Origin of the sequence: Stutzerimonas stutzeri, from assembly GCF_000935215.1 — a bacterium.
Classification (GTDB): domain Bacteria; phylum Pseudomonadota; class Gammaproteobacteria; order Pseudomonadales; family Pseudomonadaceae; genus Stutzerimonas.
In genome coordinates this window covers 13,109-34,602 of sequence record NZ_JXXD01000137.1, presented here as the reverse complement: position 1 = coordinate 34,602, position 21,494 = coordinate 13,109, and the positions used below count along the sequence as shown (strand labels likewise).

General features: G+C 62.0%; 24 protein-coding genes. 6 read left to right on the top strand and 18 right to left on the bottom strand.

Annotation, left to right across the window (positions count from 1 at the left end):
- Positions 1-195: 195 nt before the first annotated feature.
- The 5 genes from LO50_RS14555 (at position 196) to LO50_RS14535 (ending at position 4,120) form a co-directional block, all read left to right on the top strand.
- Entirely contained in the window at positions 196-1,251 is a 1,056-nt protein-coding gene (locus LO50_RS14555) for an NAD(P)-dependent alcohol dehydrogenase (RefSeq protein ID WP_023446535.1), read from the top strand.
- 89 nt (positions 1,252-1,340) lie between these two features.
- Positions 1,341-2,198, top strand: coding sequence for a carboxylate/amino acid/amine transporter (locus tag LO50_RS14550; protein ID WP_044315456.1), 858 nt, complete (start codon positions 1,341-1,343; stop codon positions 2,196-2,198).
- A gap of 99 nt (positions 2,199-2,297) precedes the next feature.
- Positions 2,298-3,029, top strand: coding sequence for an endonuclease (locus LO50_RS14545; RefSeq protein WP_044315455.1), 732 nt, complete (start codon positions 2,298-2,300; stop codon positions 3,027-3,029).
- Positions 3,030-3,111: 82 nt separating this feature from the next.
- Positions 3,112-3,738, top strand: a complete 627-nt coding sequence (locus tag LO50_RS14540; protein ID WP_042928285.1) for a DUF2238 domain-containing protein — start codon at positions 3,112-3,114, stop codon at positions 3,736-3,738.
- Between the two features lie 4 nt (positions 3,739-3,742).
- Positions 3,743-4,120, top strand: coding sequence for a DUF2784 domain-containing protein (locus LO50_RS14535; RefSeq protein WP_044315454.1), 378 nt, complete (start codon positions 3,743-3,745; stop codon positions 4,118-4,120).
- A gap of 122 nt (positions 4,121-4,242) precedes the next feature.
- Here LO50_RS14535 and LO50_RS14530 read toward each other — a convergent pair whose 3' ends face one another.
- Together LO50_RS14530 and LO50_RS14525 are read right to left on the bottom strand one after the other, a co-directional pair.
- On the bottom strand, positions 4,243-5,037 hold the full coding sequence (locus tag LO50_RS14530; protein ID WP_023446539.1) for an amidohydrolase: 795 nt from the start codon (positions 5,035-5,037) through the stop codon (positions 4,243-4,245).
- Positions 5,025-6,173, bottom strand: a complete 1,149-nt coding sequence (locus LO50_RS14525; RefSeq protein ID WP_044315453.1) for a pyridoxal phosphate-dependent aminotransferase — start codon at positions 6,171-6,173, stop codon at positions 5,025-5,027. Before LO50_RS14525 ends, LO50_RS14530 begins: the two co-directional genes overlap by 13 nt.
- 157 nt (positions 6,174-6,330) lie before the next feature.
- On the opposite strand from LO50_RS14525, the gene cysE reads away from it, so the two are divergent.
- Entirely contained in the window at positions 6,331-7,125 is a 795-nt protein-coding gene (cysE, locus tag LO50_RS14520; RefSeq protein WP_044315452.1) for a serine O-acetyltransferase, read from the top strand.
- 4 nt (positions 7,126-7,129) lie between these two features.
- On the opposite strand, the gene der is transcribed toward cysE, so the two are convergent.
- The 16 genes from der to LO50_RS14440 form a co-directional block, all read right to left on the bottom strand.
- Positions 7,130-8,608, bottom strand: coding sequence for a ribosome biogenesis GTPase Der (gene der / locus LO50_RS14515; protein ID WP_014819473.1), 1,479 nt, complete (start codon positions 8,606-8,608; stop codon positions 7,130-7,132).
- 102 nt (positions 8,609-8,710) lie between these two features.
- Positions 8,711-9,859 (bottom strand): outer membrane protein assembly factor BamB, encoded by a 1,149-nt coding sequence (bamB, locus tag LO50_RS14510; protein ID WP_044315451.1) that lies wholly within the window; start codon positions 9,857-9,859, stop codon positions 8,711-8,713.
- A gap of 3 nt (positions 9,860-9,862) precedes the next feature.
- Positions 9,863-10,504 (bottom strand): YfgM family protein, encoded by a 642-nt coding sequence (locus LO50_RS14505; RefSeq protein WP_044315450.1) that lies wholly within the window; start codon positions 10,502-10,504, stop codon positions 9,863-9,865.
- Positions 10,505-10,531: 27 nt separating this feature from the next.
- Positions 10,532-11,821, bottom strand: coding sequence for a histidine--tRNA ligase (hisS, locus tag LO50_RS14500; RefSeq protein ID WP_044315449.1), 1,290 nt, complete (start codon positions 11,819-11,821; stop codon positions 10,532-10,534).
- Positions 11,822-11,837: 16 nt separating this feature from the next.
- Positions 11,838-12,950, bottom strand: coding sequence for a flavodoxin-dependent (E)-4-hydroxy-3-methylbut-2-enyl-diphosphate synthase (ispG, locus tag LO50_RS14495; RefSeq protein ID WP_003298158.1), 1,113 nt, complete (start codon positions 12,948-12,950; stop codon positions 11,838-11,840).
- 7 nt (positions 12,951-12,957) lie between these two features.
- Positions 12,958-13,965, bottom strand: coding sequence for a RodZ domain-containing protein (locus tag LO50_RS14490; RefSeq protein WP_044315448.1), 1,008 nt, complete (start codon positions 13,963-13,965; stop codon positions 12,958-12,960).
- The gene (gene pilW / locus LO50_RS14485) at positions 13,962-14,720 is read right to left on the bottom strand and encodes a type IV pilus biogenesis/stability protein PilW (RefSeq protein WP_044315457.1); all 759 of its coding nucleotides are present in this window, start codon (positions 14,718-14,720) and stop codon (positions 13,962-13,964) included. Before pilW ends, LO50_RS14490 begins: the two co-directional genes overlap by 4 nt.
- 11 nt (positions 14,721-14,731) lie before the next feature.
- Positions 14,732-15,880 (bottom strand): dual-specificity RNA methyltransferase RlmN, encoded by a 1,149-nt coding sequence (gene rlmN, locus LO50_RS14480; protein WP_014819466.1) that lies wholly within the window; start codon positions 15,878-15,880, stop codon positions 14,732-14,734.
- A gap of 19 nt (positions 15,881-15,899) precedes the next feature.
- Positions 15,900-16,331, bottom strand: a complete 432-nt coding sequence (gene ndk, locus LO50_RS14475) for a nucleoside-diphosphate kinase (RefSeq protein ID WP_003284654.1) — start codon at positions 16,329-16,331, stop codon at positions 15,900-15,902.
- Positions 16,332-16,499: 168 nt separating this feature from the next.
- Positions 16,500-16,700 carry a Fe-S cluster assembly protein IscX gene (gene iscX, locus LO50_RS14470; protein ID WP_041013198.1) on the bottom strand — a complete coding sequence of 67 codons (201 nt, stop codon included), beginning with the start codon at positions 16,698-16,700 and terminating at the stop codon, positions 16,500-16,502.
- An 11-nt stretch (positions 16,701-16,711) separates the two neighbouring features.
- Positions 16,712-17,050 carry an ISC system 2Fe-2S type ferredoxin gene (gene fdx / locus LO50_RS14465; protein ID WP_003298166.1) on the bottom strand — a complete coding sequence of 113 codons (339 nt, stop codon included), beginning with the start codon at positions 17,048-17,050 and terminating at the stop codon, positions 16,712-16,714.
- A 5-nt stretch (positions 17,051-17,055) separates the two neighbouring features.
- Positions 17,056-18,918, bottom strand: coding sequence for a Fe-S protein assembly chaperone HscA (hscA, locus tag LO50_RS14460; RefSeq protein ID WP_044315447.1), 1,863 nt, complete (start codon positions 18,916-18,918; stop codon positions 17,056-17,058).
- 41 nt (positions 18,919-18,959) lie between these two features.
- The gene (gene hscB, locus LO50_RS14455; protein WP_042928296.1) at positions 18,960-19,481 is read right to left on the bottom strand and encodes a co-chaperone HscB; all 522 of its coding nucleotides are present in this window, start codon (positions 19,479-19,481) and stop codon (positions 18,960-18,962) included.
- A 7-nt stretch (positions 19,482-19,488) separates the two neighbouring features.
- Positions 19,489-19,812, bottom strand: a complete 324-nt coding sequence (gene iscA / locus LO50_RS14450) for an iron-sulfur cluster assembly protein IscA (protein WP_003298170.1) — start codon at positions 19,810-19,812, stop codon at positions 19,489-19,491.
- Between the two features lie 14 nt (positions 19,813-19,826).
- The gene (gene iscU / locus LO50_RS14445; RefSeq protein ID WP_003284664.1) at positions 19,827-20,213 is read right to left on the bottom strand and encodes a Fe-S cluster assembly scaffold IscU; all 387 of its coding nucleotides are present in this window, start codon (positions 20,211-20,213) and stop codon (positions 19,827-19,829) included.
- Positions 20,214-20,256: 43 nt separating this feature from the next.
- Positions 20,257-21,471 carry an IscS subfamily cysteine desulfurase gene (locus LO50_RS14440; protein ID WP_044315446.1) on the bottom strand — a complete coding sequence of 405 codons (1,215 nt, stop codon included), beginning with the start codon at positions 21,469-21,471 and terminating at the stop codon, positions 20,257-20,259.
- Positions 21,472-21,494 lie beyond the last annotated feature (23 nt).

The following is a 21,494-nucleotide window of genomic DNA, read 5'->3' as shown; positions in this document are numbered from 1 at the left end:
CCACGCGTCGCCGGTCGCGACCAGCAGCGGTGAACGACTGAACTGTTCGCCTCCCAATACCCTCCCAACTCAGCCAGCCAAGCCCCGGCAATTCGGCAGAAACACGTCAGCCATCGGCAGGATTGTGCAAACGCTCCTGTTTCCGGTGCCATTAGGCTTGGCCTCTGCAAATCCCGAACGAACAAAGGAGCCGTCATGAGCAACAGCATCGGTTACGCCGCCCTCGACCCGAGCGCCCCGCTCGCCCCCTACTCGTTTTCGCGCCGCGAAGTTGGGCCTAACGATGTACGGATCGAGATTCTCTTCTGCGGCGTCTGCCATTCGGACCTGCATACCGCACGCAACGAGTGGAACAACACCCTGTATCCCTCCGTGCCCGGCCACGAGATCGTCGGCCGCGTGAGCGCGGTCGGCGCGAACGTCAGCAAGTTCAAGGCGGGCGATATCGCCGGCGTCGGCTGCCTGGTCGACAGCTGCCGCAGCTGCTCCTCCTGTGGCGAGGGGCTGGAGCAGTATTGCGAGAACGGCTTCGTCGGCACCTACAACGGTCCGGCCTTCGGCGGTGGCGAGAACACCCTTGGCGGCTATTCCGACAACATCGTGGTGGACGAAAAGTACGTGCTACGCATCAACCACACCGACAACCTCGCCGCCGTCGCGCCGCTGCTTTGCGCGGGCATCACCACCTATTCGCCGCTGCGCCAGTGGAAGGTCGGCCCGGGGCAGAAGGTCGGTGTAGTTGGCCTCGGCGGTCTTGGCCATATGGCGGTGAAGATCGCCAACGCCATGGGTGCAAAGGTCGTGCTGTTCACCACCTCGCCGGACAAGCGGGAAGATGCGCTGCGCCTCGGCGCGTCGGAAGTGGTGGTGTCGAAGAACAAGGAGGAGATGGCTGCGCACGTCAACAGCTTCGACTTCATTCTCAACACCGTTGCCGCGCCGCACAACCTCGATGCGTTCGTGAATCTGCTCAAGCGCGACGCCACCATGACGCTGGTCGGCGCACCGGCTTCGCCGCACCCGTCGCCCAGCGTGTTCGGCCTGATCTTCAAGCGCCGCCGCATCGCCGGCTCGCTGATCGGCGGCATCGCCGAAACCCAGGAGATGCTCGACTTCTGCGCCGAGCACGGCATCGTCTCGGACATCGAGATGATCCGCATGCAGGACATCAACGAAGCCTACGAGCGCATGCTCAAGAGCGACGTGAAGTACCGCTTCGTCATCGACATGGCCACCCTGAAAGCGGCCTGACCGCTCGGCTGGCGAGCCTGCGGGCGCGCCAGCCCTTCCCTCTTTCATGCGCAGCCGCTAAGGTCGCCGGCCTTCGTCGTGGAGGCGGTATGCGCTATCTGATCTTCGTCACCCTGCTCTGGGCCTTTTCCTTCAACCTGATCGGCGTCTACCTGGCCGGCCAGGTGGACAGCTATTTCGCAGTGCTGACCCGAGTGATTCTCGCCGGCCTGGTGTTCCTGCCGCTAACCCGCTGGCGCGGTGTCGCCCCCGGCTTCATCGCCGGCGTGACCCTGGTCGGCGCGCTGCAGTTCGGCGTGACGTATCTCTGCCTGTACATGAGTTTCAACGTGCTGACGGTCGCCGAAGTACTGCTGTTCACCGTGCTCACGCCGCTGCACGTGACGCTGATCGACGACGCGCTCAACCGTCGCTTCAACCCCTGGGCGCTGGTCGCGGCAGCCGTCGCGGTGTTCGGCGCCGGGCTCATCCGTTACGACGGGGTTTCCGGTGATTTTCTCGGCGGCTTCCTGCTCATGCAACTGGCCAACTTCACCTTCGCCGCCGGCCAAGTGTTCTACAAGCATCTGGCGCAGCGTTACCCCTCTGACGTGCCGTTGCATCGCCGCTTCGGCTACTTCTTCCTCGGCGCACTACTGATCGTGCTGCCGGCCTGGCTGCTGTTCGGTAACGTCGAGAAACTGCCGACTACCACGACGCAGTGGTCCGTACTGATCTGGATGGGCGTGCTGGCCGCCGCGCTGGGCCAGTTCTACTGGAACAAGGGCGCGACGCTGGTGGATGCCGGAACCCTGGCGGTGATGAACAACATGGCGGTGCCGGTGGGTCTGCTGCTCAACCTGCTGTTCTGGGGCACCACGACCAACCTGATACTGCTCGCCGTCGGCGGCGCGATCATTCTCGCCTCTCTGCAGATCAACCGCCTGGGCCGCATGAAGGCCTGGTGACATCATGCAAGTTATTGTTTTTTATTACTTTTACTTAAACGAAAGGTAAGATGCCGGCCCGCGCATGGATGCGACACTCGTTCAGTTGTCGAGAATTCCATGCGCCGCCTCAGTCTCTTTCTGCTTGCTCTGTTCTACTGCACCAACACTTACGCCGATGCGCCTCGCACCTTCCGCGAAGCGAAGAAGGTCGCCTGGACGCTCTATGCCGACCGACCGGTGGACTTCTACTGCGGCTGCAGCTTCAAGGGCAATCGCATCGACCTGCGCAGCTGCGGCTATGTCCCGCGCAAGCAACCCAAGCGCGCTCAACGGGTGGAGTGGGAGCACGTCGTCCCGGCCTGGGTCATCGGCCATCAGCGTCAGTGCTGGCAACAGGGCGGGCGCAAGCAGTGCACCGCCAAAGACCCCATCTTCAGCCTGGCCGAGGCCGACCTGCACAACCTGGTTCCGGTGGTCGGCGAGGTGAACGGCGACCGCAGCAACTTCGGCTTCGGCATGCTCAACGAAAAGCCCAGCCAGTACGGTGCCTGTCCCTTCGTGGTGAACTTCAAGCAGCGCACGGCCATGCCACCCGAGTACAGCCGCGGTGCCATCGCCCGCACCTATCTGTACATGAGCGAGCGCTACAAACTGCGCCTGTCGAAACAGGACCGGCGCCTGTACGACATCTGGAACCGCCAGCATCCGGTCAGCGAATGGGAGCGCACGCGCAACCAGCGCATCGCCTGCGTGCAGGGCAATGCCAATGCCTATGTCGGTGTCGTCGACCTGCGGCGCTGCAAACGTTCGATCTCCCGCTCGGCAGCGGCGCCCGCCCGCCAGGGTTGAAGCGCCCTGACCCTGCGTCCGGTTGCAGGCCGACTGGCTCCCCGGCATGCTGCCGGCTGGATCGATCACGACGGCTAACTCGATGCAGGACAGAACACTCTATTCAACGCTGGGGTTGGTAGTGCTGCTGGCGCTGGCTTGCTCCGCGATCGCTCCGTATGACCGTGCCACCTGGTTGCTGGAAGTCGCTCCGGTACTGATCGCTGCGCCCTTGCTGCTGTGGAGCCACCAGCGCCTGCCGCTGACGCGACTGCTCTACGTGGTGATCGCCGTTCATGCGCTGATCCTGATCCTCGGCGGCACCTACACCTACGCGCGGGTACCACCGGGATTCTGGGTGCAGGAATGGTTCGACCTCAGCCGCAATCCCTATGACAAGCTCGGCCATTTCATTCAGGGTGTGACGCCCGCGCTGCTGGCACGGGAGATCCTGCTCCGCCTGCGCTTCGTCGCGCCAGGAAAGATGCTCGGCTTTCTCGCACTTTGTGTCGCGTTGGCCTTCAGCGCCTTCTATGAGCTGATCGAGTGGTGGGTGGCGCTCATCGCCGGCCAGGGCGCGGAGGATTTTCTCGGCACCCAGGGCGATCCATGGGATACCCAATCGGACATGTTCATGGCACTGCTCGGCGCTCTCCTGTCCGTCACCCTCATGGCGCGCCTGCAGGATCGTCAGATTCGCGGCATGAGTCGCGCAGACGCGACGGCGTAGCCCAATGCTCTATCGAGTTGGCGCGGACACCGTGTTGCTCCTGCACCTCGGGTTCATTCTCTTCGTGCTGTTTGGCGGCTTGCTGGTCGCATGGAAACGCGGCTTCGTGTTGCTGCACATTCCGGCGATCGTCTGGGGCGTTTTCGTCGAGCTGACCGGGAGGCCGTGTCCGCTGACGTACTGGGAGAATCTGCTGCGACGGCTGGCGGGTGACGCGGGGTATGAGGCGGGCTTTATCGAGCACTACCTGCTGCCATTGATCTACCCGGCCTGGCTGAGCATACCGGTGCAATATGTGCTGGCGGCAATAGTGCTGCTGGTCAATCTGCTGATCTATGGCTGGCTGTTGTGGCGTCGACGGCGCCACAGCACAACGCACTAACCAGCGGGTGCCCGGCCGCCAGGGTGGGCGCCTCCCCACAACAGCCGTTCACGCTCCCCGCCGTTAGCGCAGCACCTCGCTGCCTCGCCTTAGTGCAGCAGGCTATCGCCCGAGGTCCGGGCCTAGGGTTTGAGCTCGAACTGATCGCCATCGTGGTAGGCCGGGAAGCGCTCGCGGAACGCCGCCAGATCGCGTGAGCGCAGCGTGCAGCGCAACACGGCATCACGCTCTTCGCCGTTCAGCAGCGTGTCACCCTTGAAGTCGAGCACCTGGCTGTCGCCACTATAGGGATAGCCCTTGCCGTCTTCGCCGACCCGGTTGACCGCCGCGACATAGCACAGATTCTCGATGGCCCGAGCCGGCAGCAGGCGATTCCAGGCATCGCGGCGCGCGGCTGGCCAGTTCGCCGTATAGAGCAGCAGGTCGGTGCCGTGTGGATCGCGGCTCCACACCGGGAAGCGCAGGTCGTAGCAGATCAGCGGGCGCACGCGCCAACCGTTCACCTCGAACAGCGCCTGCTGCTGCCCAGGTGTGTAGTGCTTGTGCTCACCCGCCATGCGGAACAGATGACGCTTGTCGTAGTGCAGCACCTCACCATCCGGGCGCGCCCAGAGCAGTCGGTTGCGGTGACTGCCGTCGGCCGCCTCGATGATCACGCTGCCGGTGATCACCGTATCCAGTCGCGCGGCCTGAGCGCGCAGCCAGGCGTAGGTCCGCCCCTCTTCCGGCTCGGCCAGCGCGGCCGAATCCATGGAAAAACCGGTGGTGAACATCTCCGGCAGGACGATCAGGTCCGCACCGCTGGCCTGATCCAGCAGTACGGCGAAGCGCTCGCGGTTGGCCGCAGCGTCCTGCCAGATCAGGCTGGTTTGCACCAGCGCCAGTTCGAGGTCGGGCAGATTGTTCAGATCGCGCATAGTCTTTCCGCCGCCTGACGCAGCGTCTCCTCTCGTTTGGCGAAGCAGAAGCGCACCAGCCTCAGATCGGCCGGGGGGCTCTGGTAGAAAACCGAAATCGGAATGCTCGCAACCCCGTGCTCGCGGGTCAGCCACTCAGCCATGGCGACGTCATCCAGATCAGGACGGATAGCCGAATAGTCGGCGAGCTGGAAGTAGGTTCCGGTGGCACGGGTAAAGCTGAAGCGCGAGCCCGCCAGCAGGTCACAGAATAGATCGCGCTTGGCCTGATAGAACGCCGGTAGCTCGCTGATGTGCTCGGGATGCTCGGCCATGAAATCGGCCAACGCCCACTGCAGCGGCGTGACACCGGTGAAACTGACGTACTGGTGCACCTTGCGCAGCTCGCTGCTGAGTGCAGGCGGCGCCACCACGTATCCAGTCTTCCAGCCGGTGACATGGTAGGTCTTGCCGAAAGAGCTGACGACGAATGCGCGCTGATAGAGCTCATCGTGGCGCAGCACGCTGGCATGCTCGCGGCCGTCGAACACAAGATGCTCGTAGACCTCGTCGCTGAGCAGATAGATGTCACGCTCGCGGATCAGCGCCGCCAGACGTTCGAGATCATCAGCATCGATCAATGCACCGCTGGGGTTGTGCGGCGTATTCAGCACGATCATCCGCGTGCGCGGGGTAATGGCATCGGCCAGGCGCTGCCAATCGATATGGAAATCCGGCAGGCTCAGTTGCTGGTGAATGCAGACGCCACCAGCCAGCTGCACCGATGGCTCGTAGCTGTCATAGCACGGATCGAAGACGATGACCTCGTCACCCGGCCGGATCACTGCCTGGATCGCACAGAAGATCGCCTGGGTAGCACCCGGGGTAATCGTGACCTCGGTGGCGGCATCCACTTTCCGTCCGTACAGCCCGGCTACCTTCACCGCGACCTGCTCACGCAGCGCCGGCAATCCGGTCATCGGTGCGTACTGGTTGTGTCCCGCCATGACGTGGCGGGCCAGTGCCTCGCGCAGCGCGTCGGGGCCATCGAAATCGGGAAAGCCCTGGGAGAGATTCAGCGCACCGGCGTCCGCGGCCAGCTGGGACATGGTGGTGAAGATGGTCGTGCCAACGTTGGGCAGTTTACTGATGAGCATGTCAGCCTTCCGACAAGCCTGCCGCACGGGGGTTCGGCAGGAAGGCAAACAGGATAGCCGAACAGCGATGCACGATACGAGGGTGCACGGCGCCTGCCATCGGGCTGCTACAGTGCAGCGAACGAGCACCCTCGCGTATCGATATAAGGAACCTCGCATGCCCAGTCATTCAGTCAGCACGCTGTGGAACGAGCTACGCGCCCAGGCGCTTCACGCGCTGGATGCGGAGCCGACCCTGGCCACGCTATTCCAGCGGGCTATCCTCGACCATCCCGATTTCGGCTGCGCGCTTGCCCAGCGCATTGGCCATGCGCTGGCGGAAAGCAGCGAGCAGAGCCGTACGCTGACTGATCGTTTCGCTGGCATTCACCAACAGGCCGCAGCGCTCGCCGAGGTGGCGTGCTCTGACCTGCAGGCAATCGTCAGCCGCGACCCGGCGTTCGACACCGCGCTGGAAGTGTTCCTGTTCTCCAAGGGTTATCTGGCGTTACAGGCCTATCGTGTCGGGCACCACTTGCATGAACGGGGCGAACGCCTGCTGGCAATGTTCATCCAGGCACGCAGCAATGAACGCCTGGGCATCGACATCAACCCGGCCAGCCGCATCGGCAGTGGCATCATGCTCGATCACGGAACCGGCATCGTCATCGGCGAAACCGCTGTGGTGGGCGATGACGTATCGATCCTGCAGGGCGTTACCCTGGGCGGTACGGGCAAGGAAGGCGGCGACCGCCATCCGAAGGTGCGCAGCGGCGTGATGATCGGCGCTGGAGCGAAGATTCTCGGGAACATCGAGATTGGCGAAGGCGCCAAGGTTGGCGCCGGCAGCATCGTGCTGCATCCCGTTGCGCCGCATACCACGGTGGTTGGCAATCCGGCTCGTCAGGTCGGCACGCCGCGCCACGCACGACCGGCCCTGGATATGGACCAGTCGTTCGACGGAGATCGCTGAGCAGTCAGCGCTTGTCGCGGCGCTTCTTCTCGGCCTTCTTGTGGTGCGACATGAGACGGCGCTTCTTGTTGACCTGGCGGTCGGTAAGCGTGTTTTTCTTGCCCTCGTAAGGGTTTTCTCCGCCCTTGTACTCGATACGGATGGGCGTACCGACCAGCTTCAAGACGCGTCGGTAGGTGTTCTCCAGATAACGGGTGTAGGACTTTGGAATCGAGTCGACCTGGTTGCCATGGATCACGATCAGCGGCGGGTTGGCGCCGCCCAAGTGCGCGTAACGAAGCTTGATCCGGCGGCTGGCAACCATCGGCGGCGCATGCTCGCGAACCGCATCTTCAAGGATCTGCGTCAGACGGCTGGTGGGCCATCGCGTCACGGCTGAAGTGAACGAGGCCTGCACGGACTTGTACAGATTACCGACGCCGGTACCATGCTTGGCGGAGATGAAGTGGATGTCGGCGAACTCGACGAAGAACAACCGGCGCTCCAACTCGGTCTTCACATAGTCGCGCTCACTCGGCTCCATGCCGTCCCACTTGTTCAGTGCGATGACCAACGCCCGACCGCTTTCCAGCACGAAGCCGAGCAGGTTCAGATCGTGTTCGACCACTCCCTCGCGGGCATCCATGACGAAAATCACGACGTTGGAATCCTGGATCGCCTGCAGCGTCTTGACCACCGAGAACTTTTCTACGGCCTCGAAGATCTTGCCGCGACGGCGCACACCGGCCGTGTCGATCAGTGTGTACTTGGCGTCATCACGTTCGAAGGGAATGTAGATGCTGTCGCGGGTTGTACCGGCCTGGTCATAAACGATGACCCGCTCCTCACCGAGCATGCGATTGACCAGCGTCGACTTGCCCACATTGGGCCGGCCGATGATGGCGATCTTGATGCCATCCTTTTCGCTCGGTCCAGGGATGCGCTTGAGCTCTTCTCCTTCGGCAACCGTCTCGCCCTCTTCACCCTCGGCTTCGGCAACTTCGGCGTTGTCCTTGGGGAACATGCCGAGCGCCTGCTCGAGCATATGGGTGATACCACGGCCATGTGCGGCGGCGATCGGAAGGGCGTCGCCCAGGCCCAACGGGCTGAATTCCGCTCGGGCGATATCCGGATCGATGCTGTCGACCTTGTTCGCCACCAGGAAGTGGCGTTTGTTCATCTTGCGCAGGTGCTCGGCAATCATCTGATCGCCAGGCGTCATGCCGGCACGCGCGTCAACCATGAACATCACCGCATCGGCCTCTTGCATGGCTTGCAGGGACTGCTCGGCCATCTTGGCGTCGATGCCCTCCTCATCGCCGGTCAGACCACCAGTGTCGATGACGATGTAGGTGCGGCCCTGCCATTTGGCCTCGCCGTACTGGCGATCTCGGGTCAGACCGGCGTACTCGGCCACGATGGCGTCGCGGCTCTTGGTCAGACGATTGAACAGGGTGGACTTGCCGACGTTCGGGCGGCCCACCAGGGCGATTACGGGAACCATGCGGCTCTCCACTGCGATATTTCAGAAAACACGAAGGCCGCTGCATTGCAGCGGCCGAATATTCAGGGCTCCGCCAGGCGGAGCCGTGGGCGCAACTTGCGGTCAGTCAGCCTGACGGATAGTCAACGCCACCAGCTTGCCGTCATTGCCGAAGGCATACAGCCAGTCGCCCTCGACTACCGGACGGGCACGGACGCCAGAGCTGTCGATACGCTCGCGAGCGACGAAACGACCATCGACCTGGCTCAGCAGGTGCAGATAGCCCTCGATGTCACCCACCACAACATAGCTGGAAAATACTGCGGGAGCCGAAAGCTGGCGGCGCGCCATGGACTCATTGCGCCACAGAGCAGTCGTGGAGCGCTCGTCGATCCCCTCGACAGTGCCGTCGGCAAGGCTCAGGTAAACGCTACCGTAGCCGAGCGCAGCACCCGAATAGCTGGACGCATCGCGCTGCCAGAGGACACGACCACTTTCCAGTTCCAGTGCCGCGGCACGGCCCTGATAGCTGGTGACGTAGAGCGTGCCACCGGATAGCAGCAGACCACCGTCGATATCGACGACCCGCTCAAGCTCCGAACGTCCTTGCGGAATGGCAACGCGCTGCTCCCAGACCGGAAGCCCGCGACGGGTATCCAGTGCGACCACTTTGCCGCTGGACAGGCCGGCAACGGCCAGCTGATTGGTCAGCAGCGGTGCGCCGGTCCCGCGTAGCGTCAGCACCGCAGGAGAGCTCTCGTAGCTCCAGCGCTGCGCGCCGGTATCCATCTCCAGCGCGATCAGCCGATCATCCTGCGTCTGCACCAGGACGATGTCGCCATTGACGGCCGGGGCAGCCAGTACTTCACTGCTGACCTGACTGCGCCAGCGCTCCTCGCCCGTGCTGACGTCAAGCGCCAGCACTTCACCGCGCAGGGTGCCAACCAGCACCAGGCCGTACCCGGCGCCAACCCCGCCGGAAACCGGCGTATCAAGCTTCTTCTTCCAGTTGACCTTGCCTGTCAGGCGATCCATGGATACCACCAGCCCTTCGACATCGGCGGCGTAAATCTGGTCGCCATACACCACCGGCGTCAGCAGGTTGTAGGTCTTGCCCTGCCCTTCACCGATCGAACGACTCCACTCCTTCTTCAAGGAGATTTCCGCCTCGAACTTGGTCAGCTCCGCCGGCTCCGGCTCTTTAGTGTCCTTGTTGCTACAACCCGCGGCCAGTACAGCCAGGGTCAGCAATGCTGCAGTCTTCCAGCGCATCGTTTACGCCTCCCCTCGGGCCAGATCATCCAGCTTCATTTGCAGACCACCGATGGCCGCATCCTGGGACAGCGACTCTTTCGCCGTGGTGTAGGCCGCATGCGCCTCGTCGCGTCGGCCAAGCTGCACCAGCAGATCGCCGCGCAGCTCCTCGCGACTGGCAGCGAAGGCCTGATCAGCCTTGCCGTCCAGCAGCTTGAGCGCTTCTTCTGCCTTGTCCTGCGCAGCCAGAACGCGTGCCAGACGCTGACGAGCCAGCTCGTCCAGCGTCTTGTCGGCGGGCTTGTCGACCACGGCGCGAAGCTCGCTAGCCGCTTCGTCCAACCGCCCCGACTCGACCGCCACCTTCGCCACGAACAAGCTGCCGTACTGCGCATAATGCGTGCCGGCGAAATCTTTCTTCAGCAGATTGCCCAATCGCGCAACTTCCGCCGCATCGGCTTCACCTTCTTCCAGCGCTGCGCCGAGCAGCTGCTGATAGATCACCGAGGCACCCTGCGCCTGGTTGACCTGATGGTTCTGCCAGAATTGCCAGCCGAACACCAAGACCAGAGCGAGCACAGCCCCAAACAGAAGAGGCTTGCCGTTGCGCTGCCACCAGTCTTTGATCTGCGCCAGTGTTTCTTCTTCGGTACCCGAGGTCACGCTGTCACTCCTTTCATTCGCTTAGTCTCAGACCTGCTCGAGGCAGGCAGCCAGACGCTCGGGCAGAGCATCCCAGGCAATGCTTTGTTGCTCGCTGTCGTCGCGTAGCGGCTTGCAACCTACCACGCGCCCTGCCAGTTCGTCGTCACCCAGGATCAGCGCAAAGCGCGCGCCGCTCTTGTCCGCTTTCTTGAACTGACTCTTGAAACTGCCGCCACCGGCGTTCACCAGCAGGCGCAGCCCTGGCAGCGTATCGCGCAGGCGCTCGGCCAGAGCCAGTGCTGCCAGCTCGGCAGGCTCACCGAATGCGCAGATATAGGCATGCGGCACCGGGCTCAAGGCGTCCGGCACCAGACCAAGGGTTTCCAGCAGCAGCACCAGGCGCTCGACGCCCATGGCGAAGCCGACACCCGGGGTAGGCTTACCGCCAAACTGACTGATCAGGCCATCGTAACGGCCGCCAGCGCAGACGGTGCCCTGCGAGCCCAGTTTGTCGGTAACCCACTCGAACACGGTTCGACCGTAGTAATCCAGACCACGCACCAGCTTCGGGTTGATTTCGTAGGCGATGCCGACTGCATCGAGGCGCGCCTTCAGGCCTTCGAAATGCACGCGTGACTCATCGTCGAGGTAGTCATGCAGCGTCGGTGCGTCGGCCAGCAGCGCCTGAGTCTGGGCATTCTTGCTGTCGAGAATACGCAGCGGATTGGTCGTCAGGCGCCGCTGGCTGTCCTCGTCGAGCTGATCGAAACGCTGCTGCAGGTAGGCCACCAGCGCATCGCGGTAGCGCGCACGTGCTTCGCTGGAGCCCAGGCTGTTGAGCTGCAGCGTTACAGCGTCGGCCAGGCCGAGCTGCTTCCACAGGCGCGCTGTCATCACGATCAGCTCGGCGTCGACATCCGGCCCGGGCTGGTTGAAGACTTCCACACCGATCTGGTGGAACTGCCGATAGCGGCCCTTTTGCGGCTTCTCATAACGAAACATCGGCCCGGTGTACCAGAGCTTCTGCACCTGGCCGCCACCGGTCATGCCATGCTCGAGCACGGCGCGCACACAACCGGCAGTGCCTTCAGGACGCAGGGTCAGCGACTCTTCGTTGCGATCGAGGAAGGTGTACATCTCCTTGTCGACCACGTCGGTGCCTTCACCGATGCCGCGAGCGAAGAGGTCGGTGAACTCCAGGATAGGCAGGCGAATCTCGCTGTAGCCGTAGCTGTCGAGCAGTTGCGCGAAGTTGCTTTCCAGATAACGCCAGGTCGGGGTCTGCGCAGGCAGGATGTCGTTCATGCCACGAATGGCTTGCAGGGACTTGCTCAATGGGATTCCTTAAAGATCAGCTGCGCGCGATGACCGCCGCGTCGGCCGCGAGCTTCTCGGCGGCCTTGCGTCGGATGAGCTGCTCCAGCTCATCGACGAGATTTTCGTTGTTCAGTTTTTGCGCCGGCTTGCCGTCGATGTAGACCAGGTTGTTAGGGCTGCCACCGGTCAACCCGACATGGGCCTCCTTCGCCTCTCCCGGACCGTTCACCACACAACCGATCACGGCAACGTCCATCGGTACCAGCAGGTCTTCCACGCGGGTTTCCAGCTCGTTCATGGTCTTGACCACATCGAAGTTCTGCCGCGAGCAGCTCGGGCAGGCGATGAAGTTGATACCACGTGAACGCAGACGCAGCGACTTGAGGATATCGAAGCCGACCTTGATTTCCTCGACAGGATCGGCCGCCAGCGACACGCGAATGGTGTCACCGATGCCTTCAGCGAGCAGCATGCCCAGCCCGACCGCGGACTTCACGGTGCCGGAACGCAGTCCACCCGCCTCGGTAATGCCCAGGTGCAGCGGCTGTTCGATCTGCCCGGCCAGCAACCGATAGGCCTCGACCGCCATGAATACGTCGGAAGCCTTGACGCTGACCTTGAAGTCCTGGAAGTCCAGGCGATCGAGATGATCGACATGGCGCAGGGCGGACTCCACCAGCGCCTGCGGGGTCGGCTCGCCGTACTTTTTCTGCAGGTCCTTTTCCAGCGAACCGGCATTCACCCCGATGCGGATCGGGATGCCCTTGTCGCGCGCCGCATCGACCACCGCGCGCACGCGATCTTCGCGACCGATATTGCCCGGATTGATGCGCAGGCAATCAACGCCGAGCTCGGCCACGCGCAGAGCGATCTGATAATCGAAATGGATGTCGGCCACCAGCGGCAACTGCACCAGTTGCTTGATGCGCCCAAAGGCCTCGGCAGCCTCCATGGAAGGCACTGAAACCCTGACGATATCGGCGCCTGCATTGGCCAGGCGCTGGATCTGCGCAACCGTCGCCTCGACATCACAGGTCTCGGTATTGGTCATGCTCTGTACGGAAATCGGCGCATCACCACCGACCGGCACATTGCCCACCCAGATCTTGCGGGATTGGCGACGCTTGATAGGAGATTCGGAATGCATGGTCAGCTTACTGTCCGAGCTTGAGGCGCGCTGTCTCGCCGCGCATATGAGAGGCGAGGTTCACAGCTTCGCCGTTGTAACTGAGTTGGGCGCCGCGAGCGTAGCCCAGATGTACGTCCAATGGTGCCTTGCCGCTGACCGCCCTGGTGGTCCCAGCCTTGGCCAGCGCACTGAACAGTACTCGTCCGTCGGCATCGCTGACTCGCGTCCAGCAATCGGCGGTGAAACTCAGCTCCAGCTGGGCCTCGCCGGCTACTGGCGGGGCGGTGGCGTTCGAGGCACTCGTGGGAGCCGGGGAGGCCGTTGCGTCAGCGCCTTGCGTGGGGCTGTCGGGCAGCGTCAGCGGCAGAGACTGCGCGGCCTCGCCCGCCGGCTCGGTGATGGTGCCCTGCACATCAGTGGTGGCTGGAGCCTGTTGCTCAGACTCGATCGCTTCACTCTCGTTCGAATCGGCTAGCGGTGCTGTTTGCTCGACTGGCTGTTCGCTCTGCTGCTCGGCACCCTCGTCAGCGCGATCAAGCAGATGGATCTCGGTGGTTCCATCCGCGCCTTCCACTTCGATTCGCTCCAGCGCCGAGACCGGTGGCGTCGTGGCCTCTCGAGCCATGCGTTCCTGCCACCAATACCAGGCGACTGCAGCCAGGAGCAGCAACAAGGCAAAGCCGAAGAAGCGCATGAAGCTTCGCGACAGACGGCCGGGCTCTTCGATGCGCCCCAGGCTGTTGACGTTGCTTCCGGAAGCGTTGGTACCGGTGTGCAGGTCGAACTCCTGAACCAGGCGATTCTGATCCAACCCCAGCAACTTGGCATAGGCACGAACGTAACCCCGGGCAAAGGTGTGCCCTGGCAACTGGCTGAAATCGCCGGCCTCGATGCGAGCTAGCGAGCGCTCGGTGAGATTCAGCTGCTGTGCAACTGCAGACAGCGGCCAGCCCTTGTCTTCGCGAGCTATACGCAGCGTCTCGCCGGGGTTGTTGCCCATCGGTGCAGCGGATTCTTGGTGCGGCGCGGTCATCGTTGCTCCGAAAGATATTGCTTGTATTCATCCGTACCGGGATACAGCCGCCTCAGCTGCAGCGCGAGGCTTGCAGCAGTGTCGCGGTCCTGATGGATGTTGGCCAGACGGATACCGAGCAGCAGACTCCGTGCGTTCTGCTCGGCCAGTTGGCTGAAGCTATCGTAGTAACGCTTGGCTGGAACGTATTGCTTGTCCTCGAAGGCCATGAGTGCAAGCTCGAGCAACGCGCGGGGCTGGCGACTGTCGAGGCGCAGCGAGCGGGTGAAATGGAGCTCGGCCTCTTCACGCTGGCCCAACTGCAGTGCAGTCATACCCAGATTCTGAAAGACCCGCGCCCGCTCGGAATACATGTTGTCTTCGGAAGCCTGACGGAAACGCTCCATGGCTTCGGGGTAGCGCTTATGCTCGAACAGAAAGCTGCCGTAGTTGTTGAGTATGCGGGCGTCCTTGCGACTGGAGAGCGCTTCACGGTAGTGCTTGTCGGCCAGGTCGTTTTCCATTTCGGTCTGGAATACCAAAGCCAGGGCGGCGTGTGCATCGGCGCTGTTCGGATCAATTTCGAGGGCCTTGCGCAGTGGCGTCTTGGCGCGCGCGGCGGCGCCCTGCTGCAGGTAGCCGATCCCCAATTGAATATAGGCGTCGCGGGCCTGCTGGCGACCTTCGTCGGTTCTCAGCGGATCAGTGGATCCAGAAGACACACAACCGGCCAACAGGCCGGTCAGTAGAAGCAGCAGCGCAGCGCGCAAAATCATCAGCATCCCCCTCAGGATCGGTTCGAAGCAGTTTGCGCCGCACCTGGCTCGCTCTGTAGCTCACGCACAGCGATGTATCTCTCGCTTCGACGCGTCCGGTCCAGCACCTGGCCGACGAGCTGACCGCAAGCCGCGTCGATGTCTTCGCCGCGGGTGGTACGCACCGTTACATTGTGCCCACCTTTGTGCAGGATGTCCTGAAAACGGCGGATAGCATTGTTGCTCGGCCGCTCATATCCGGAGTGAGGGAACGGATTGAACGGGATCAGATTGATCTTGCACGGGATATCCGCCAGCAGCGTGATCATCTGCTCGGCATGTTCGGGCTGATCGTTGATGCCCTTGAGCAGGGTGTACTCGATGGTCAGCACGCGCTTCTCACCGAGCCTCGAGATATAGCCTTTGCATGCCGCCAGCAGCATGTCCAGCGGGTACTTCTTGTTGATCGGCACCAACTGATCACGCAACGCATCGTTGGGTGCGTGCAGCGACAATGCCAGAGAAACGTCGATGACCTTGGCCAGCTCGTCGATCATCGGCACGACGCCGGAGGTCGAGAGCGTCACCTTACGCTTGGAAATCCCGTAACCAAGGTCGTCCATCATGATGTGCATGGCAGCGACGACGTTGTCGAAATTCAGTAACGGCTCGCCCATCCCCATCATCACCACGTTGGTGATCGCGCGATCGATTTTCGCCGGGATGGAGCCGAATGATTTGTTAGCAATCCAGACCTGACCGATCACCTCGGCCGCTGTCAGGTTGCTGTTGAAGCCTTGCTTGCCGGTGGAACAGAAACTGCAATCCAGCGCACATCCGGCCTGCGAGGACACGCACAGCGTTCCACGTCCGCCCTGGGGGATGTACACAGTTTCCACACAGCTGCCCGAGGCGACACGCACGACCCATTTGCGGGTGCCGTCGCTGGAGATGTCTTCACTGACGACCTCCGGGCCGCGAATCTCGGCGCAGGCCTTGAGCTTTTCGCGCAAGGCCTTGCCGAGATTGCTCATGGCGTCGAAATCATCGACACCAAAATGGTGAATCCACTTCATAACCTGACCGGCGCGAAAACGCTTCTCCCCGATGGACTCGAAGAAACTCTCCAGTTGCGACTGGGTAAGCCCGAGCAGATTCACTTTACCGGTCGTGGCAATCATTGAATTCACCTTCGCTCAATCAGCGAATGCGTGCGCACACTTCGGTGGCAGCAAAGAAGTAAGCGATTTCACGAGCAGCGGAAGCTTCCGAATCGGAACCGTGCACGGCGTTCTCGTCGATGGAAACGGCGAAATCGGCGCGGATGGTGCCGGCAGCAGCTTCTTTCGGGTTGGTGGCGCCCATCAGCTCACGGTTCTTGGCGATGGCGTCTTCGCCTTCCAGAACCTGAACGATGACCGGACCGGAAGTCATGAAAGCAACCAGATCCTTGAAGAAGCCACGCTCGCTGTGCTCGGCGTAGAAACCAGCCGCTTCGCGCTCGGACAGCTGAACCATCTTGGAAGCGACGACGCGCAGGCCGGCCTTCTCGAAACGGGTAGTGATTTCGCCGATGACGTTCTTGGCGACAGCGTCGGGCTTGATGATGGAGAAGGTGCGTTGCAGGGCCATGTAGGACTCCAAAACTGATGGGTTAAAGCGAACGAGTAAACCCGCGGATTATACGCGGGTTCATGTCAAAAAACATAAGGGTAGAGGGTAGAAGCCCGGATGGCGCCAGGGACCGCCGAACGGTCCCGAGATACCCAACCGGAGGAAAACGAAAACTTCGAAACCGCTCTATTCGGCTTCTTCGATCCAGGCCGACTGGATGGCTTCGAGCACTTTCTCGCCACCCCGACCGGGCTCATCGGCGAAGCCCGGAAGCTCCACCACCCAGCGATGCAGATCGAGGAAATTCACATAGCGCGGATCTACATCGGTCTTGCGCTCGGCCAGCTCGATGGCGATTTCCTGCACGTCACTCCATTTCAGCTGCATGACGCCCACCCTCAGTGCCCTTCGGAAACCTGATTGATTGTGTACTTCGGAATTTCCACGACGAGATCGGCATCAGCCACCACTGCCTGGCAGGATAGCCGGGAATTGGGCTCAAGCCCCCACGCCTTGTCGAGCATGTCATCCTCCAGCTCATCGGAAGCTTCCAGTGACTGGAAGCCTTCGCGAACCACGACGTGGCAGGTGGTGCAGGCACAGGATTTTTCGCATGCATGCTCGATGTCGATGCCATTGCGCAGCGCGGCGTCCAGCACCGTCTCGCCGGTCTGCGCCTCGATAACGGCGCCTTCAGGGCAATGGTCGGCATTGGGCAGGAAAATGATCTGCGGCATCTGGGTCAATCCTCGATATCGTTTAGCCGCCGCCCGGCCAGCGCGGCCTTGACGGTCGAATCCAGCCGGCGCGCAGCAAAGGCGTCGGTGATCTGGCTCAGGCGTTTGGTCTGGCGCTCCATGGCCAGCACATCCTGGCTGTCCAGCAATCCGCGCAACTCGGCGACCTGGGAGTCGATCGCCACGCGCTCTTCAGCAGACAGCAAGCGCTCGCCATCGACGGCCAGCGCAGCCTCGACCGCCTCGAGCAGGCGCTGGGCATCAACCAGCTGCTCACGCAACGCCCGGGCGTCACGGTCCTCGTCCGCCTTGCGGAAAGAGTCCTCCAGCATCCTGGCGATTTCGCCATCGGTGAGGCCATAGGAAGGCTTGACCTGAATACTCGCCTCCACGCCGGATGCCAACTCACGCGCGGACACGCTGAGCAAGCCATCAGCATCGACCTGGAAGGTGACGCGAATCTTTGCCGCCCCGGCGACCATCGGCGGAATACCGCGCAGCTCGAATCGAGCCAGCGAACGGCAGTCGGAGATCAGCTCGCGCTCGCCCTGCAGCACATGAATCATCATGGCCGACTGGCCATCTTTGTAGGTGGTGAAGTCCTGCGCGCGCGCCACCGGAATCGTGGTGTTGCGCGGAATGATCTTCTCCATCAGCCCGCCCATGGTCTCCAGTCCGAGGGACAGCGGGATCACATCGAGCAGCAACAGCTCTTCCCCATCGCGATTATTGCCAGCCAAGGTCTCAGCCTGAATCGCCGCGCCAATGGCCACAACCTCATCAGGGTCGATGTCGGTCAGTGGCTCGCGACCAAACAGCTGCCCAACTGCCGAGCGCACTCTTGGCACTCGGGTCGAACCGCCGACCATGACCACTGCGGTAATCTCCTCAAGCTCCACACCCGAGTCCCGCACGGCACGCCGGCAGGACTTGAGACTGCGCGCAATCATCGGCTCGATCAGCGCATCGAAGGTCTCGCGTTGCAGCTCGCCTGACCAGCCGGCATACGCGACATCCACCGCATCCACATCACTCAGATGCTCCTTGGCATCGCAGGCAATCTTCAGCAATTCACGCTGCGCGCCCGGCTCGAGATCGTCGGACACACCGGCACGCTCGAGAATCCAGTCCGCTACGGCATGGTCGAAATCATCACCACCCAGAGCCGTGTCGCCACCAGTGGCCAACACCTCGAAAACGCCCTTGGTCAGTCGAAGAATCGAAATATCGAAGGTACCGCCTCCGAGATCGTAGATCGCGACGACGCCTTCGGCATGACGATCCAGACCATAGGCGACGGCGGCCGCGGTCGGCTCGTTGAGCAGGCGCAGCACGCTGAGCCCAGCGAGCCGCGCGGCGTCCTTGGTCGCCTGACGCTGGGCATCGTCGAAATAGGCCGGAACGGTAATCACCGCACCGACCAGTTCACCGCCCAGGGTCGCCTCGGCACGCTGACGGAGTGCGCGCAGGATCTCAGCCGAGACTTCCACAGGGCTCTTGGCGCCCTGAACGGTCTCGATGAACGGCATTTGCGACTCAGCCTGACGGAAGCGGTACGGCAGCTGTTCGCCCAACTGCTTCACATCGGCCAGCCCGCGACCCATCAGCCGTTTGACCGAACTGATGGTGTTGAACGGATCGGTGGCCGCGGCAAGTTTGGCTTGTGCGCCAACCTCAATGCGGTCAGCGTGATAGCGCACCACCGACGGCAGGATCACTTGCCCATCAGCATCGGCCAACGGCGCAGTGACACCACTGCGCAGGGCAGCTACGAGGGAGTTGGTGGTCCCCAAGTCTATTCCGACAGCCAGGCGCCGCTGATGGGGCTGGGGGGTTTGTCCGGGCTCGGCAATCTGAAGTAAGGCCATGTCTGTCTGATATCGGGCGCAACGCCGGGCGCTGCGCGGGGTTAATCGTCGAGGCGCTCTTCGAGTTGGCGCACTTCCTGGGTCAGCTTGTCGAGAAACTGCATGCGTCGAACCAGACGCTCAGCATCGGCACGCCGCTCAGAATCCTGCCAGATGCGGGCGAAATCATCGTTCAGCCCCTGCTGCGCCTGCTTCAAGCGCGACTTGAACGCCGCTACGCCATCCAGATCGGCCTGTTCATGGAGCTCTTCAAGCTCCTCGCGCCAATGCATCTGCTGCATGAGGAACGCGGGATCCTGAACAGTCGCCTCCAGTGGAACCTCATGCCCCTCGATGGCCAACAGATACCTTGCCCGGCGGCTCGGACTCTTGAGCGTCTGGTAGGCCTCATTGAGGTTGGCGGAGCGCTCAAGGGCCTGACGCTGCTCGCTTTCGCCAGCGTCGGCAAAGCGATCAGGGTGAACCTGGCGAGCAAGCTCTCGATAGCGATCGGCAAGAGACGCGAGATCCAGCTCGAACTCGGGCTTCAACTCGAACAATGCAAAATGACAGGGAGTACCCACGGCGTCCTCAGATATTGAAGCTCTCGCCGCAGCCACACTCGCCACGAACGTTCGGGTTATTGAACTTGAAGCCCTCGTTGAGCCCTTCGCGAACGAAGTCGAGTTCCGTGCCGTCGAGGTATACCAAGCTCTTGGGATCAATGATCACCTTGACCCCATGACTCTCGAACACCGAGTCTTCGGCTGCCGTTTCGTCGACGAACTCAAGTACGTACGCCAAGCCGGAACAGCCGGTCGTACGCACCCCGAGTCGCACACCTACACCCTTGCCTCGCCCGTCCAGCGAACGGCGTACGTGCTGGGCTGCAGCGGGCGTCATGGTGATAGCCATCGCAACCTCCCTATTTAAAGCAGACCTTTCTTTTCGCGGTAATCACGCACAGCTGCCTTGATCGCATCTTCGGCGAGCACGGAGCAGTGAATCTTCACCGGCGGCAGCGCCAGCTCTTCAGCCAGCTGCGTGTTCTTGATGGTTTCCGCTTCTTCCAGGGTCTTGCCCTTCATCCACTCGGTAGCAAGCGAGCTGGACGCGATGGCGGAGCCGCAACCATAGGTCTTGAACTTGGCATCTTCGATGACGCCCTGCTCGTTGACCTTGATCTGCAAACGCATCACGTCGCCACATGCCGGCGCACCTACCATGCCGGTACCGATGCTCGGGTCTTCAGCGTCGAACTTGCCGACGTTGCGCGGGTTTTCGTAGTGGTCGATGACCTTATCGCTGTATGCCATGGTGCAATCCTCTTAGATCAGGCTGTGCGGCGCTTGACGCCGGTCAGTGGGCTTGCCACTCGACCTTGGAAATGTCGACGCCGTCTTTGAACATGTCCCACAGGGGCGAAAGCTCGCGCAGCTTGGTGACGGCCTCGCAAACCTTTTGCGCTGCGTAGTCGATTTCCTCTTCAGTAGTGAACCGGCCGAAGGTGAAACGGATGGAGCTATGCGCCAATTCGTCGTTACGACCCAGTGCACGCAGCACGTACGACGGCTCCAGCGAAGCGGACGTACAGGCGGAGCCAGACGATACCGCCAGATCCTTGAGCGCCATGATCAGCGACTCTCCCTCGACGTAGTTGAAGCTGAGGTTCAGATTGTGCGGTACACGGGCGGTCAGGCTACCGTTCACATAAAGCTCTTCGAGATGCTCGACCTGCTTGTAGAAGCGATCACGCAGGGAGCGGACGCGCTCGTTCTCCTGGGCCATTTCGTCTTTCGCGATACGAAAGGCCTCGCCCATGCCGACCAGCTGGTGCGTAGCCAGCGTACCGGAACGCATGCCACGCTCATGGCCACCGCCATGCATCTGTGCCTCAAGGCGGACGCGGGGCTTACGGCGAACATACAGCGCACCCACGCCCTTCGGCCCATAGGTCTTATGAGCGGAGAAGGACATCAGATCGACCTTCATCTTCTCCAGATCGATTTCGACCTTGCCGGTCGACTGCGCCGCATCGACATGGAAAAGAATGCCGCGAGAACGGGTCAGCTCGCCGATGGCGGTGATGTCGTTGATAGTGCCGATCTCGTTGTTCACGTGCATGACCGACACAAGAATAGTGTCGTCGCGCAGCGCAGCTTCGACCATCGCCGGCGTGACGATGCCATCCTCGCTCGGCTCGAGATACGTAACCTCGAAGCCTTCGCGCTCGAGCTGGCGAGTAGTATCCAGTACCGCCTTGTGCTCGATCTTGGTGGTGACGATGTGCTTGCCCTTGGACGCATAGAAATGCGCGACGCCCTTGATGGCCAGGTTGTCCGACTCGGTTGCACCGGATGTCCAGACGATTTCACGGGGATCGGCATTGACCAGCTCAGCAACCTGACGGCGCGCATTCTCCGCGGCTTCCTCGGCTTTCCAGCCAAAGGCATGAGAGCGCGACGCCGGATTGCCGAAGTTGCCTTCGTTGGTGAGGCACTCGATCATCTTGGCGGCAACACGCGGATCCACAGGTGTGGTCGCAGAGTAGTCCAGGTAAATCGGCAATTTCATTCAGATATCTCCTATCAGGCAGT

Excerpts from the sequence above, each read along its gene's own strand:
- LO50_RS14535 (WP_044315454.1), top strand. The coding sequence starts at position 3,743 with ATGCTCTATCGAGTTGGCGCGGACACCGTGTTGCTCCTGCACCTCGGG.
- LO50_RS14490 (WP_044315448.1), bottom strand. The coding sequence starts at position 13,965 with ATGACCGCGCCGCACCAAGAATCCGCTGCACCGATGGGCAACAACCCC.
- der (WP_014819473.1), bottom strand. The coding sequence starts at position 8,608 with ATGGTTCCCGTAATCGCCCTGGTGGGCCGCCCGAACGTCGGCAAGTCC.
- LO50_RS14550 (WP_044315456.1), top strand. The coding sequence starts at position 1,341 with ATGCGCTATCTGATCTTCGTCACCCTGCTCTGGGCCTTTTCCTTCAAC.
- iscX (WP_041013198.1), bottom strand. The coding sequence starts at position 16,700 with ATGCAGCTGAAATGGAGTGACGTGCAGGAAATCGCCATCGAGCTGGCC.
- fdx (WP_003298166.1), bottom strand. The coding sequence starts at position 17,050 with ATGCCGCAGATCATTTTCCTGCCCAATGCCGACCATTGCCCTGAAGGC.
- cysE (WP_044315452.1), top strand. The coding sequence starts at position 6,331 with ATGCCCAGTCATTCAGTCAGCACGCTGTGGAACGAGCTACGCGCCCAG.
- LO50_RS14555 (WP_023446535.1), top strand. The coding sequence starts at position 196 with ATGAGCAACAGCATCGGTTACGCCGCCCTCGACCCGAGCGCCCCGCTC.
- iscA (WP_003298170.1), bottom strand. The coding sequence starts at position 19,812 with ATGGCTATCACCATGACGCCCGCTGCAGCCCAGCACGTACGCCGTTCG.
- LO50_RS14440 (WP_044315446.1), bottom strand. The coding sequence starts at position 21,471 with ATGAAATTGCCGATTTACCTGGACTACTCTGCGACCACACCTGTGGAT.
- ndk (WP_003284654.1), bottom strand. The coding sequence starts at position 16,331 with ATGGCCCTGCAACGCACCTTCTCCATCATCAAGCCCGACGCTGTCGCC.
- LO50_RS14540 (WP_042928285.1), top strand. The coding sequence starts at position 3,112 with ATGCAGGACAGAACACTCTATTCAACGCTGGGGTTGGTAGTGCTGCTG.
- LO50_RS14530 (WP_023446539.1), bottom strand. The coding sequence starts at position 5,037 with ATGCGCGATCTGAACAATCTGCCCGACCTCGAACTGGCGCTGGTGCAA.
- bamB (WP_044315451.1), bottom strand. The coding sequence starts at position 9,859 with ATGCGCTGGAAGACTGCAGCATTGCTGACCCTGGCTGTACTGGCCGCG.
- hscA (WP_044315447.1), bottom strand. The coding sequence starts at position 18,918 with ATGGCCTTACTTCAGATTGCCGAGCCCGGACAAACCCCCCAGCCCCAT.
- pilW (WP_044315457.1), bottom strand. The coding sequence starts at position 14,720 with ATGATTTTGCGCGCTGCGCTGCTGCTTCTACTGACCGGCCTGTTGGCC.
- rlmN (WP_014819466.1), bottom strand. The coding sequence starts at position 15,880 with ATGATTGCCACGACCGGTAAAGTGAATCTGCTCGGGCTTACCCAGTCG.
- ispG (WP_003298158.1), bottom strand. The coding sequence starts at position 12,950 with ATGCATTCCGAATCTCCTATCAAGCGTCGCCAATCCCGCAAGATCTGG.
- iscU (WP_003284664.1), bottom strand. The coding sequence starts at position 20,213 with ATGGCATACAGCGATAAGGTCATCGACCACTACGAAAACCCGCGCAAC.
- LO50_RS14525 (WP_044315453.1), bottom strand. The coding sequence starts at position 6,173 with ATGCTCATCAGTAAACTGCCCAACGTTGGCACGACCATCTTCACCACC.
- LO50_RS14545 (WP_044315455.1), top strand. The coding sequence starts at position 2,298 with ATGCGCCGCCTCAGTCTCTTTCTGCTTGCTCTGTTCTACTGCACCAAC.